This window comes from Bradyrhizobium sp. ISRA436 (assembly GCF_029910015.1).
GTDB lineage: Bacteria > Pseudomonadota > Alphaproteobacteria > Rhizobiales > Xanthobacteraceae > Bradyrhizobium.
Window position 1 is genome coordinate 6,813,924 of record NZ_CP094519.1, and the last position, 13,349, is coordinate 6,827,272.

General features: G+C 65.9%; 11 protein-coding genes. 6 read left to right on the top strand and 5 right to left on the bottom strand.

Annotated elements, in window-relative coordinates:
- Positions 1-113: 113 nt before the first annotated feature.
- The 3 genes from MTX23_RS31675 to MTX23_RS31685 form a co-directional block, all read right to left on the bottom strand.
- Positions 114-2,867, bottom strand: coding sequence for a ligase-associated DNA damage response DEXH box helicase (locus tag MTX23_RS31675; RefSeq protein ID WP_280978286.1), 2,754 nt, complete (start codon positions 2,865-2,867; stop codon positions 114-116).
- 293 nt (positions 2,868-3,160) lie between these two features.
- On the bottom strand, positions 3,161-4,387 hold the full coding sequence (locus MTX23_RS31680) for an ABC transporter substrate-binding protein (RefSeq protein WP_280974014.1): 1,227 nt from the start codon (positions 4,385-4,387) through the stop codon (positions 3,161-3,163).
- Between the two features lie 144 nt (positions 4,388-4,531).
- Positions 4,532-5,458, bottom strand: coding sequence for a methyltransferase domain-containing protein (locus tag MTX23_RS31685; RefSeq protein ID WP_280978287.1), 927 nt, complete (start codon positions 5,456-5,458; stop codon positions 4,532-4,534).
- Positions 5,459-5,621: 163 nt separating this feature from the next.
- Between MTX23_RS31685 and MTX23_RS31690 the strand changes: the two genes are divergently transcribed.
- The 5 genes from MTX23_RS31690 (at position 5,622) to MTX23_RS31710 (ending at position 10,947) form a co-directional block, all read left to right on the top strand.
- Positions 5,622-6,662, top strand: coding sequence for a ligase-associated DNA damage response exonuclease (locus MTX23_RS31690; protein ID WP_280974015.1), 1,041 nt, complete (start codon positions 5,622-5,624; stop codon positions 6,660-6,662).
- Positions 6,659-8,458: an ATP-dependent DNA ligase gene (locus MTX23_RS31695; protein WP_280974016.1), complete on the top strand. Its 1,800-nt coding sequence runs from the start codon at positions 6,659-6,661 to the stop codon at positions 8,456-8,458. The genes MTX23_RS31690 and MTX23_RS31695 overlap by 4 nt, the downstream gene beginning before the upstream one ends.
- 98 nt (positions 8,459-8,556) lie before the next feature.
- Positions 8,557-8,862, top strand: coding sequence for a DUF6460 domain-containing protein (locus MTX23_RS31700; RefSeq protein WP_280974017.1), 306 nt, complete (start codon positions 8,557-8,559; stop codon positions 8,860-8,862).
- 22 nt (positions 8,863-8,884) lie between these two features.
- Positions 8,885-9,619 carry an MBL fold metallo-hydrolase gene (locus tag MTX23_RS31705; RefSeq protein ID WP_280974018.1) on the top strand — a complete coding sequence of 245 codons (735 nt, stop codon included), beginning with the start codon at positions 8,885-8,887 and terminating at the stop codon, positions 9,617-9,619.
- A 2-nt stretch (positions 9,620-9,621) separates the two neighbouring features.
- The gene (locus tag MTX23_RS31710; protein WP_280974019.1) at positions 9,622-10,947 is read left to right on the top strand and encodes an MATE family efflux transporter; all 1,326 of its coding nucleotides are present in this window, start codon (positions 9,622-9,624) and stop codon (positions 10,945-10,947) included.
- 5 nt (positions 10,948-10,952) lie between these two features.
- On the opposite strand, the gene MTX23_RS31715 is transcribed toward MTX23_RS31710, so the two are convergent.
- A complete protein-coding gene (locus MTX23_RS31715) occupies positions 10,953-12,050 on the bottom strand; it encodes a quinone-dependent dihydroorotate dehydrogenase (RefSeq protein WP_280974020.1) in 1,098 nt (365 codons plus the stop codon).
- Positions 12,047-12,391 carry a DUF952 domain-containing protein gene (locus tag MTX23_RS31720; protein WP_280974021.1) on the bottom strand — a complete coding sequence of 115 codons (345 nt, stop codon included), beginning with the start codon at positions 12,389-12,391 and terminating at the stop codon, positions 12,047-12,049. Before MTX23_RS31720 ends, MTX23_RS31715 begins: the two co-directional genes overlap by 4 nt.
- Positions 12,392-12,596: 205 nt before the next feature.
- Here MTX23_RS31720 and MTX23_RS31725 point away from each other — a divergent pair, with 205 nt between their 5' ends.
- Positions 12,597-13,250, top strand: coding sequence for a helix-turn-helix transcriptional regulator (locus MTX23_RS31725; protein ID WP_280974022.1), 654 nt, complete (start codon positions 12,597-12,599; stop codon positions 13,248-13,250).
- Positions 13,251-13,349 lie beyond the last annotated feature (99 nt).

Consider the following 13,349-nt stretch of genomic DNA (forward strand, 5'->3'; position numbering starts at 1 on the left):
CGATTGAATCGGATCATACTCGTATCCTTTTTGTTTAGCCGCGTTTTCTTCACGCGAACCGGTATCCATCCCGGATCAAGTCCGGGACAGGCTTCGCTCGAAACGCTTCAGCGTTATGTCATCGCCTCCCGCACCAGTTCCTCGGCTGCTTCGGCCAGGAGCTCGTCGGATGCTTCGCCATAAACTGACTCGCGGCCGATTTCCAGCAGCGCGGGGACGGCAAGCGGAGAAACGTGGTCAAGATCCTTGTGGGTGATCCTGCCCTGGATGCGCAAGAGCATGTCGCCGAGGCGGCGAAGATCGAGCAGGCCCGTGGCCGCATCGGCGCGCGCAGCGCGCAGCAGCACGTGGTCGGCCTGGTGCTTGCGCAGCACATCATAGATCAAATCGGTAGAGAACAGCACCTGACGGCGTGACTTCTCCTCATCGGTGAAGCGGCGCGCGATCAGGCCGGAGATGATGGCGCAGTTGCGGAAGGTACGCTTCATCAGCGCGGATTCTTCCAGCCAGGCCTCGAGGTCGTCACCGAGCATATCCGGATGGAACAACGCGTTGAGATCGAGCTTGCCCTGCCTGATCATGAGGGAGAGATCGCCGACGCCCCACACCGCGAGCGCATATTCATTGGCGACGAAGCCGAGCGGACGGGCGCGCGCGCGCTCCAGCCGGCGCGTCAAGAGCATGCCGAGCGTCTGGTGCGCGAGCCGGCCCTCGAAGGGATAGCAGACCAGATAGTGGCTGCCGCCGCGCGGGAAGGTTTCGACCAGGAGCTCGCGCACCGCCGGCACGCGCGAGAACTTCCGCTGCAAAGACAACCAGTCATGGACCTGATCAGGGAGCGCCCTCCAGGCGCGGCTGTTGTCGAGCAGCTTGCGGACGCGTTCGGCAAGATAGGTCGAGAGCGGGAACTTGCCGCCCATATAGGACGGCACCTTGGCATCCTTGTCGTTGGCGCGCGAGACATAGACCTGGTCCTCGACCAGGGCCTCGTAGCGCACCACCTCGCCGCCAAACACGAAGGTGTCGCCGACCACGAGACCCTCGATGAAGACCTCCTCGATCTGCCCCAGCAGGCGGCCGCCGCGCGCGATCGCACCGGTCGATCCTTTGCTTTTTCCTTGGCCGCCGGCGCGCGAGCGCACCAGCCGCACCTTCAGCATGGTTTCTTCGACGATGGTGCCGACGTTGAGGCGATAGCTCTGCCGCACCTTTGGATTGGCGACGCGCCAGCGGCCCTGCTTGTCCTGCTTGATGCGGGCGAAGCGCTCATAGGTCTTCAGTGCGTAGCCACCGGTCGCGACGAACTCGACGACGTCGTCGAAATCCGCGCGCGCGAGATTGGCATACGGCGCTGCCGTCAACACCTCGGCATAAAGTTCGTCCGACAGGAACGGCTCGCCGCAGGCGCAGCCGAGCACGTGCTGGGCCAGCACGTCGAGCGCGCCCGACCGCAGCGGCGGCGTGTCCTGCGCATTCTCGGCGATCGCGTCGATCGCGACGGAACATTCCAGCACCTCGAAGCGATTGGCCGGCACCAGCACGGCACGCGAAGCCTCGTCGAAGCGGTGATTGGCGCGCCCGATCCGCTGCATCAGCCGCGACGAGCCCTTCGGCGCGCCGATGTTGATGACGAGGTCGACGTCGCCCCAGTCGACGCCGAGGTCGAGCGAGGAGGTGCAGACCACGCCGCGCAGGCGGCCGGCAGCCATCGCGTCCTCGACCTTGCGGCGCTGCCCGACGTCGAGCGAGCCGTGATGCAGCGCGATCGCCAGCCCGTCGTCGTTCATGCGCCAGAGGTCCTGGAACAGCATCTCAGCCTGGCTGCGCGTGTTGACGAACACCAGCGTGGTCTTGTTGCGCTTGATCAGCTCGTACACCTCGGGCAGCGCATGACGCGCGCTGTGGCCGGACCACGGCAGCCGCTCCCTGGTGTCGAGCATCTCGACGATCGGCGGCGCGGCGCCGCCGGCGGTGACGACGTCGGCGGATGCGCTCGCACCGCCAGGTTGCGGCACCAGGAACCGTGCGAGCTGCTCGGGCTCGGCGACCGTCGCCGAGAGCCCAATGGCGCGCACCTGCGGAGCGATCCTCCACAAACGTGCGAGCCCAAGCGAGAGCAGATCGCCGCGCTTGGACGTGACCAGCGCATGCAGCTCGTCGAGCACGACGCGCTTCAGCGAGGAGAACAGATAGGGCGCATCGTCGGAGGCCAGCAGCAGCGCGAGTTGCTCCGGCGTGGTGAGCAGGATATCCGGCGGATATCGCCGCTGCCGCTGCCGCCGCGACACCGGCGTATCGCCGGTGCGGGTCTCGATCCTGATCGGCAACCCCATCTCGGCAACCGGCGTTTCCAGGTTACGCGCGATGTCGACGGCCAGCGCCTTCAGCGGCGAGATGTAGAGCGTGTGCAGCCCGCCGGTGCGGCGGACCGAGCGGCCCGTGGATATGAGATTGTTTCTTGGCTCCGTAGCGCTCGCCGGTAGGGCTCCCTCCCCCCTTGCGGGGTCCGAGGCGAGCAAAGCTCGCTCTCGAGGTTGGAGAGAGGGGTAGGCCGTATCGTTCGGAGCAAGCGGCATACCCCTCTCCCGCCGCCCCCCGACGCGCGATTGCGCGTCAGAGGGCGTCGACCTCCCCCGCAAGGGGGGAGGTGACGATCGAGTATGCGTCGCCAGCTTTCCGCCTCTCTCCTCGCCCTCCCCCGACAACTCCACCAATGTCGGCAAGAATCCCGCCAGCGTCTTGCCGGCGCCGGTCGGCGCAATCAGCAACGCCGATCGCTGCTCGCGCGCTTTCGCCAGCAGCGCAAGCTGATGCTTGCGCGGCGACCAGCCGCGAGCGGTGAACCAGTCGCGAAACCGGCGCGGCAGCGGGTCGGCCGTTTCCGACGGCGTGACGGAGAAGAGATCGAGCGTCGACACGCCCAAGAGGTAGGCGGTTCAGGCGGCTTCGTCGAGGGGCGGGCTGGATGGCAGCAGGTGGCAGTAACCGCCTCGCGGCAGCCGGCCGGCCTATGGGGCCGTCTCCGCCGTCATTGCGAGGAGCTCGCGACAAAATTGCAAAGCAATTTTGCGCTGAAGCGACGAAGCAATCCATCTTTCCCCGAGGGGATCGACGGATTGCTTCGCTTCGCTCGCAATGACGGGGAAGAGAGTGCCGCTCCCTACTCCGTCATCGGCTGGCCGGAGAGGTCCCAATCCTTGCCGTTGAAGATCGCGATGTAGAGCGTCTTCATCGGCGTGTAGTCGTCGGGCGTGTAGGCATAGTTGATGCCGTCGAGGAAATAGGGCGAGTGGAAGCCGGCCAAGGTGGTGGCATGCTTCAACACATTGGCGCGGGTCAGGTCGTCGCCGCAGCGGCGCAGGATTTCCGCCATCGTCGCCGCCTGGCCGTAGCCCGCAAAGGCGATGGTGTTGTCGGGATCGATGTTCGGCAAATACTTCTTGCGCAGCTCCTCGAACGCGATCACGTCCGCGTCCTTCTCGTAGCGGGGCACGCCGACTTCCTTGTTGTAGCGGATCGCGACGATGTCCTTGGCATTCTCCAATCCTGCGGCGCTCAGGATCGAGCGGCCGGTCGAGCCGGCCGACAAGAGCTGCAGCGGCTTCCAGCCGAGCTCGGCGACTTTGCGGATCGACTGCGACGTCGCCTTGCCGGTGGTGATGTTGTAGAAGACGTCGGCGCCCGACTTCGAGAGATTGATGAGCTGGGAATCGACCGTCGGATCGGTGAGATCGTAGGTCTGCTCCATGATCACCTTCGCGGTGCCGCCGGCATCGGCCAGCACCTTCTTAAAGGGACCAAGGAAGTCGCGGCCGAAATCGTCGTTCTGGTAGAGGATGCCGACTTTGGCGTTCGGCTTCACGCTGACGACGTGCTTGGCCAGGATGCGCGCCTCGGTCGGATAGAGCGGTAGGCCGGCCATGGTCCATCTGAAGTTCTTCGGATCATTCCATTTCGAGGCGCCGGTGTTGAGCAGGAGCTGCGGCACGCCCTTGGAATTGAGGTATTTGTGCACGGCGGTCTGCGGCGCGGTGCCGAGCGAGCCGTAGAGCGCCAGCACCTCCTCCTGCTCGACCAGCCGTCGCGTCGCCTCGACGCATTTCGGCGCGCTGTAGGCGTCATCCATGGTGAGGAATTTGATCTTGCGGCCGTTGATGCCGCCCTTCTCGTTCAGCATCTGGAAATAGGCTTCGCCGACGCGCCCCAACACGCCATAGAGCGAGCCCGGGCCGGAATGCGGCACGGTCTGGCCAAGCTTGATCTCGGTGTCGCTCGCGCCGGGATCGTATGTCTTGTCCGCGGCCCGGACGAAAGGCGCCGGCAGGACGGAGGCTGCGATGGCCGACAACGTGGTGGCGCCGAACTCGCGCCGTGTTTGCTTCTTCATTTTGGTTTTCTCTCCCTGGAGCGAAAGCTCTCGCATTCCGCTTCGCGCCGGGCAAGCGGGAAGTCGCAAGCTCGCGACGCAATGCCGCGCGACGGCAAATACGTAGCGTGTAGACTCAAGTTGTGAGCATACGAGGGGAGGACATCACGGCTTGATCGCGACGGCGACGAGTCCGGGAGCTGGAATATTGTCTTCGTTGCGGGCGGAGAGATCTTCGAACTGCACCAATGTCAGACCGGCGGCGGCAACGGACGCACGCACGTAGGCCGCGCTGTGCGCGTAGCGCAGGCCTTCGCCGACGATCACGCCCTCGTCGTCATGGGTCTCGGTGGTGAAGGCCAGCACGCCGCCAGCGACCAGCACGCGTCTCGCCTCGGCCAGCACGGGCGCAAGATCGGCGAGGTAAATCATCGCGTCCGCGGCGAGGACCAATTCGGCGCTGGCATCGGGCTTGCTGCGGATGCCCTGCACCATGTCGTCGACCTCGAGCTCGGCATAGTGCCCGGTGGCCCGCGCCTTCTCGATCATGCGCGGCGACAGGTCGATGCCGATGAAGCGGTCGACGTTCTTCGCGAAGGCGCCGGCCACGAGCCCGGTGCCGCAGCCGAGGTCGATCGCGCGCTTGAAGAAGGCGGGCTTCCTCGCGGCCGCCCGCACCGAGAGCACCGCCTTGAACAACAGCGCCGGGCCGCGATAGCCGAGATCACCGACCAGCGCGGCCTCGAAGCGCGGCGCATACTGGTCGAACAGCGTTCGCACATAGGCCGGCGGCATCGGCGCCACCGCCTCCGCACCGAGATGCATCAGACGCAGGCCGGCACCGTGGCGATCCTCAGGGTCGGCATCGCGCGCGGCACGGAAGGCTGCGATCGCCGCCTCATCGCGGCCAAGCTGCCGCCGGATCTCGCCCAGAGTGAACCAGGCGGAGGCGAATTTCGGCGCGATCTCGATCGCCTGCTCGAGAAGCTCGGCGGCGGCGGGCAGATCGCCTTTCAATTGCAGGTCACGCGCGAACTCGAAGCGGCGGTCGGCAACGAGATCGCCGGAGGTCAGGAACAGGCGCAGAGGCATTTCGTCTAAAGAAACCAATCTTGCCATGGCCTGATGCCGGTCCACACCCGTTCGGGGAGACCCGGCCAGCCATCAAAGCAGCGACTTTTTCCGGAGATGGATGTGCGGGTCAAGCCTGCGCGTGACGGCTAAACATGGCGGATCGAGCGCCTATATAGGGGCAATGCGCCCGCAAGACATCCTGATGCCCGTCCCGGCCGGGCTTTGCTGCAAGCCCGGCGGCTTCCATATCGATCCTGTCCGGCCGGTCGAGCGTGCGCTGATCACCCACGGCCATTCCGACCATGCGCGCTCCGGCCATGGCGCCGTGCTTGCGACGCAAGAGACGCTCGACATGATGCGGCTGCGCTACGGCGACAATTTCGCCGGCTCGACCCAGGCGGTCAGCTATGGCGAGACCATCAAGCTCGGCGGTGTCACAGTCTCGTTCCATCCCGCAGGCCACGTGCTGGGCTCGGCGCAGATCTCCGTTACCTGCAAGGACACCCGCATCGTCGCCTCCGGTGACTACAAGGACACGCGGGATCCGACCTGCGCGCCATTTGAGCTCGTGCCCTGCGACGTCTTCATCACCGAGGCGACGTTTGGGCTGCCGGTGTTCCGCCACGGCGACGCGGCCGACGAGGTGAGAAAGCTATTGGCCTCGGTGAAGCTGTTTCCGGAGCGCGCGCATCTGGTCGGCGCCTATTCGCTCGGCAAGGCGCAGCGCGTCATGGCGCTGCTGCGCGAGGCCGGCTACGACGCGCCGATCTATCTGCACGGGGCGATGGAGAAGATCACTTACTACTATCAGGAGCGCGGCATCCGGCTCGGTGAGCTCAGACCCGCGCGTGGCATGAAGAAGGCGGATCTTGCCGGCACCATCACGGTGGCGCCGCCGAGCGCGACCTCCGATATCTGGACCCGGCGTTTCCCCGATCCGGTCACTGCCTTTGCCTCGGGCTGGATGCGCGTGCGCGCCCGTGCCCGCCAGAGCGGCGTCGAACTGCCGCTGGTGATCTCGGATCATGCCGACTGGGACGGGCTGACGGCAACGATTGCCGCGACCGGCGCCGGCGAGATCTGGGTCACGCACGGCCAGGAAGACGCGCTGGTGCATTGGTGCACGACCAGGGGACTCGCGGCGCGGCCGCTCGATCTCGTCGGCTATGGCGATGAGGATGAAGGCGAGACGGCGGCACTGACCGGCGAGGCCGGTGCATGAACCGCTTCGCTCAATTGCTCGACCGCCTCGCCTACGAGCCCGGCCGCAACAACAAGATCAAGCTGCTGGTCGCTTATTTTCAGGGGACAGAGGATCCCGACCGCGGCTACGCGCTGGCGGCGCTGACCGGCGCGCTGTCGTTCAAGCACGCCAAGCCCGGATTGATCCGCGACCTGATTACGGAGCGCGCCGATCCTGTGCTGTTCGGATACTCCTACGATTACGTCGGCGACCTCTCGGAGACGGTCGCGCTGATGTGGCCGAAGAGTTCCCCCTCTCCCGCTTGCGGGGGAGGGCCGGGGTGGGGGTCTCTCCACCCAATGGACAAGCGGGGAGAGCCCCCACCCGGATCGCTCGACCGCGCTTACCCGCCGCCGAACGATCCGAGCTCCCGCGCAAGCGGGAGAGGTGAAGAAAATCCGTTACACAGCTCCCTCCACAACAACCCGCCCCCTCCGACACTGACCGAAGTCGTCAGCACACTGCGCACGCTGGGCAAAACCGAACTGCCCGCGCAGCTCGCGCGCTGGCTGGATGAGCTCGATGAAACCGGGCGCTGGGCGCTATTAAAGCTCGTCACCGGCGCGATGCGGATCGGGATCTCGGCGCGGCTGGCGAAGACCGCGGCGGCCGCGCTCGGGAATAAGGACCCGCACGAGATCGAGCTGATGTGGCCGGGCCTGTCGCCGCCTTATCTCGACCTGTTCGCCTGGCTGGAAGGCCGCGGCGACAAGCCGATCAACCGCGATCCTGCGCCATTCCGCCCGGTGATGCTGGCGCATGCGATCGAGGATGCGGATTTCGCCAATCTCGACGTCGCCGACTTCAGCGCAGAATGGAAGTGGGACGGCATCCGTGTGCAGGCGGTGTCCGGCCGCGACGACCGCGGCCACGTCCAGGCGCGGCTCTATTCGCGCACCGGCGAGGACATCACCGCCGGCTTCCCGGATCTCGTACCGTCGCTGCATCTGCCCGGCGCGATCGACGGCGAACTGCTGGTGCTGCGCGACGGACGGGTGCAGACCTTCAACGTGCTGCAGCAGCGGCTGAACCGCAAAGTGGTCTCGCCAAAACTCATCAAGGAATTCCCGATCCATCTGCGCGCCTACGATCTGCTCGGCGACGACGAGAACGATCTGCGCGAGCTGCCTTTCGTCGAGCGCCGCGCGCATCTCGAGAGCTTCATCGCGAAACTGAACGACCCGCGCATCGACCTGTCGCCGACGATTCCCTTCGCGAGTTGGACGGAGCTCGCGGCGGCGCGGGCCGATCCGCGCAGCGCCGGCGCGGGCGATGATGCCGACGCGGTCGAAGGCGTGATGCTGAAGCGGCGCGATGCGCCCTATCTGCCGGGGCGGCCGAAGGGACCGTGGTGGAAGTGGAAGCACGATCCGCACATCATCGACGCCGTGCTGATGTATGCGCAGCGCGGCCACGGCAAGCGCTCGTCCTATTATTCCGACTACACGTTCGGCGTCTGGACCGATGGCGACGAGCTCGTGCCGGTCGGCAAGGCCTATTTCGGCTTCACCGACGAGGAGCTGTTGCAGATCGACCGCTTCGTTCGCCGCAACACGACGGAGAAGTTCGGCCCCGTGCGCCATGTCGTGCACGAGCCGAACCAGGGCCTGGTGCTGGAAGTCGCGTTCGAGGGATTGCAGCGCTCGCCGCGTCACAAATCCGGCGTCGCGATGCGCTTTCCGCGCATCAATCGTCTGCGCTGGGACAAGAAGCCGCGCGAGGCCGACCGGCTGGAGACGCTTGAACGGCTGTTAATGAGCATGACAGGAAATTAAATCCCGCCGATGCATGGCAGCCATTGATCGCGGTTCCCGGGTTCCCCACGTGCCCGGCCGTGACATATAATGCGCGGCGATTCCGCAAGGAGACAGAGATGCCAAATGACGTCCGGGATTTGCCGGCCAGCCAGAATGACGGCCTGTACCGCTTCCTCGGCGGATCGCCGCTTTCGGTGGCGTTCCGGCTGATCCTGCTCTCGATCCTCGTCGGCGTCGTGCTTGCCGCGATCGGCTTCGATCCCTGGAATATCCTCTACAGCATTCGCAAGCTGTTCCAGAACATCTGGGATTTCGGCTTCGACGCGATTAACTGGGCCTGGCGCTACTTCCTGCTCGGTGCCGTGGTCGTGATTCCGGTCTGGTTGCTGTCGCGGCTGTTCGGCGCGCCGCGCGGCCGCTGACCCAGAGGAGCGCTGGCAGCCGATGCAATTGCGATTTGTCGGCTGCGGCGACGCGTTCGGCTCCGGTGGCCGCTTCAACACCTGCTTTCACGTCACGGGCGAGCGCGTCAATGTCCTGATCGATTGCGGCGCGTCCTCACTTCCCGCGATGAAGCGGCTCGGGATCGACCGCGACACGATCGACCTGATCCTGATCACGCATTTCCACGGCGACCATTTCGCCGGCCTGCCGTTCCTGCTGCTCGACGCGCAGTTCTCTCGGCGCACCCGGCCGCTCACCATCGCAGGGCCGAAAGGCATCGCGACCAAGCTGCCGCAGGTGATGGAGGTGATGTTCGAGCATTCGTCGAAGACCAAGCAGCGCTTCGATCTCTCAGTGGTCACGCTCGAACCTTTGCATACCAGCAGCTTCGGTGCTGTGACCGTGACGCCCTACCCGGTCGTACACGGTGAGTCCGGCGGGCCGTTTTTGGCCTATCGCATCGAAGCGGAAGGCCGCGTCATCACCTATAGCGCCGACACCGAATGGACCGACGCGCTGATCCCGGCCGCAACGAATGCCGATCTCTTCATCGCGGAAGCCTATACCTACGACAGGATGGTCAAGAATCATCTCAGCCTGAAAACGCTGGAAACGCATCTCCCCGCCATCAACGCGAAGCGCGTCGTACTCACCCATATGAGCGACGACATGCTCGGCCGCGTCGGTGACCTGCCCTATACCGCGGCCAGCGACGGCATGACGATCAAACTCTGACCATGCACGCGCCCATTCATCCCAGGATCACGACGCGGCAGGTATTCGCCATCGCCGGCCCCGCGATGGTCGCCAACCTGACGACGCCGCTGATCGGTATCGTCTCGACCACGGCCGTCGGCCGCCTCGACGACGCCGCGCTGCTCGGCGGCGTGGCGATGGCCTCGGCGATCTTCGACTGCCTGTTCTGGCTGTTCGCCTTCCTGCGCATGAGCACGCTGGCCTTCACAGCCCAGGCGCAAGGCGCCGGGGAGACGCGGGAGTTCGCCGCGATCCTGGTGCGCGGCTTCATCGTCGCCGGCCTGATCGGCACAGCCTTGATCGCGCTGCAACTGCCGCTGGCCGCTGTCACGTTCAGCGTGATGGGCGGCAGCGAGGGCGTGACATACGCGGCCAGGACCTATTTCATGATCCGGATCTGGTCGGCGCCGCTGGCGCTCGCCAATTACGTGATCCTCGGCTGGCTGGTCGGACAGGCCCGTCCCAATCTGGCGCTGATGCTGCAGATCGTGATCAACCTGATCAACATGGCGGCCACTGTGCTTCTGGTGCTGGTCTATGGCGCAGGTATCGCGGGTGCTGCGATCGCCGCCGTGCTGGCGGAGGCGACCGGCTTCGCGCTCGGCGTCGTGGTGGCGTGGCATCTCGCCGGAGGCGGCTTCGCGGTGCCGCGTGCCACCCTGTTCGATCGCGCCAAGCTGATGCGGATGCTGGCCGTCAACCGCGACATCATGATCCGCACAGCGGCGCTGATCATCGTGTTTCTGTTCTTCACCGCGAAAGGCGCGCGCGAAGGCGACGTGACGCTGGCGGCGAATTCCGTGTTGAACAACTTCCTGCTGGTGTCGGCCTTCTTCCTCGACGGCCTCGCCAACGCCGCCCAGCAGCTCTGCGGCCGCGCCTTCGGAGCGCGCGACGCCAGAGGCTTTGCCGACTCGACCCGACTGGTGCTGCTGTGGGGGATCGGCTTTGCGCTGGTCGTCTGCGCGCTGTTCGCGCTGTTCGGGCCCGTCCTGATCGACCTGATGACGACCAGCGACGGTGTCCGCCGCAGCGCGCGCGACTTCCTGCTGTTCGTGATCCTGGCGCCGCTGCCCGGCGTCTTCGCGTTCGGCTTCGACGGCATCTATGTCGGCGCGACCTGGGCGCGCGAGATGCGCAACCTGATGCTGCTGTCGCTTGCGATCTTCCTCGCCAGCTGGTGGGCGTTCAGCGCGTTCGGCAACGCCGGACTTTGGACGGCGCTGCTCGGCTTCTACGTTGCGCGCGGCGGCCTGCAGGGCCTGCGCTATGCGGCGCTATTCCGGAAGTCGTTCAAGGCGGTATAGATCAGCTACCGTACCGGCCAGTCCTCGGCCGTGATCGTCGCGGCATCGGCGCCGACAATTTCGGACAGCGAGTCGCGCCCGGTGCGCAGCAAGGTCGAGGACAGGTCGCGCTTGATATCATCGACCAACCCGAGGCCTTTGTAGACCAGCGATGAATACAGCTGGATCAGGCTGGCGCCGGCGCGGATCTTCGTCAGCGCCGCGCCGCCCGAGTCGATGCCCCCGACACCGATCAGCGGGAATGCGCCTTCGACGCGCACATAGGTTTCGGCCACCATCCGCGTCGAGAGCCGAAACAGCGGACGGCCCGACAGGCCGCCCTGCTCCTTCGCCCGGCCCTCCTCGCGCAAGCTCGAGGGACGCGCCAGCGTGGTGTTGGAGACGATCATGCCGTCGACCCGGCGCGAGCGCGCGATGTGCACGACGTCGTCGAGCTCGGCAAGGCTGAGGTCCGGCGCGATCTTCAGCAGAACAGGTGAATCGCCGGCGTTTTTACGCACCCGCTCGCGGGTGTCGATGACGCGTGACAGCAGGTCGTCGAGCATGGCCGATTGCTGCAGGTTGCGCAGGCCGGGCGTGTTCGGCGAGGAGACGTTGACGGTGAAATAGCTCGCAACCGGCGCAAAGGTCTCGATCAGCTTCACGTAATCGGCGATGCGGTCGGGCGAATCCTTGTTGGCCCCGACATTGACGCCGACGATGCCGCCGAGGCTGGCGCGCGAGGCGAGCCGCCGCAGCACGGCCTCCGCGCCGTCATTGTTGAAGCCCATGCGGTTGATCACGGCCTCGTCGCGCTCGAGTCGGAACAGCCGCGGCCGCGGATTGCCGGCCTGCGGCTTCGGCGTCACCGATCCGATCTCGACAAAGCCGAAGCCGAGCCGCAGCAAGGCGTCGGGTGCTTCCGCGCTCTTGTCGAAGCCCGCCGCCATCCCGATCGGGTTCGGGAAGTTGAGCCCGAAGGCGCGCACCGCGAGCTTTGGATCATCCGGCCGCTGCCTGATCGGCGGCAGCAGTTTCAATCCCTGGATCGCCATGCGATGGGCATCTTCGGGATCGAACCAGCGGAGCAGCGACAGCGAGAAGGCATCGAAGGCGCGGATCACGGCTTGAGCTCCGGAACGTCGTGACCACCGTCAGACCGCGCGCGCAGCTCGAGGATCTCGATGACCGCGCCGAGGTCGAGCTCGCCATAAAGATGCGGGAACAGCTCGTCGTTGCGCGACCGCTCCCAGCGCAGGGCGTCGCCCAGCGCGTCCGCATCGACCGCGACCAGGAACAGGCCGGTCTGCCCGAAGAAATGCTTGCGCGCAGTCTCGGCGACCTGGGACGCGGTGGAAAAGTGGATGAAGCCGTCGCGTTTGTCGTCCGCACTGCCCCGGTACACGCCCTGCCGCTCGGCCTCGCGCCAGGCCGAGGCAGGGGTGATTTTGTAGATCATAGGCACGTGCCGGCCTTCCCTTTTTGTCCTTGAGTCTCTTGGGGTTTTGTCCGGATTGGGGCGAAAAGCCCCAGACGCCACCGGGCGAGCCAGCGACCGTATCGGCGGCGGCGGCGCAACTCAAGCGGCGCGGTGCAACACCGGAGCAGAATTGCAGACGCCGCCTGTTTTGGGGTAATAATTCCTAGGTCTCCCACACCGGATCCTCGCGATGGCCAAACAGCCGAAAGCCGCTCGACCGCTGACCCACAGCCAGGTCTGGGCCGCCCTCGACCGGCTCGCCGAACGCGCTGGCCTGTCGCCCTCAGGCCTCGCCAAGCGCTCCGGCCTCGACCCCACCACCTTCAACAGGTCCAAGCGCATCACCGGCGATGGCCGTGAGCGCTGGCCATCCACCGAATCGGTGTCGAAGGCGCTGGCCGCGACCAATTCCAGCATGGAAGCCTTCGTGCAGCTGCTCGGCGACGGCGGGCGCGGCGGCCAGTCGGTGCCGCTGATCGGCTTCGCCCAGGCCGGCGCCGGCGGCTATTTCGACAACAGCGGCTTTCCCTCCGGCAAGGGCTGGGACGAGGTGGCGCTGCCGGCGACCAATGACGAGCATGCCTATGCGCTGGAGATCGAGGGCGACTCGATGAAGCCCGCCTATCGCGAGGGCGACATCATCGTGGTCTCGCCGGGCACCCCGATCCGCCGCGGTGATCGTGTTGTCGTGCGCACGACAGGCGGCGAGGTAATGGTGAAGGAGCTGAGGCGGCGCACTGCCAAGGTGCTGGAGCTCGCCTCCCTCAATCCGGCACATCCCGACCGCACGCTCGACGCAGACGAGGTCGAGTGGATCGCACGCATCGTGTGGGCGAGCCAGTAATTGGCATCGCAAGACGCCACTTGCGCCGGTGTCGTCCCGGGCAAGCCAACGGGTCGCGCGAATGCGCGCCCGATGACAGGCTCCGCGCGACCCGGGACC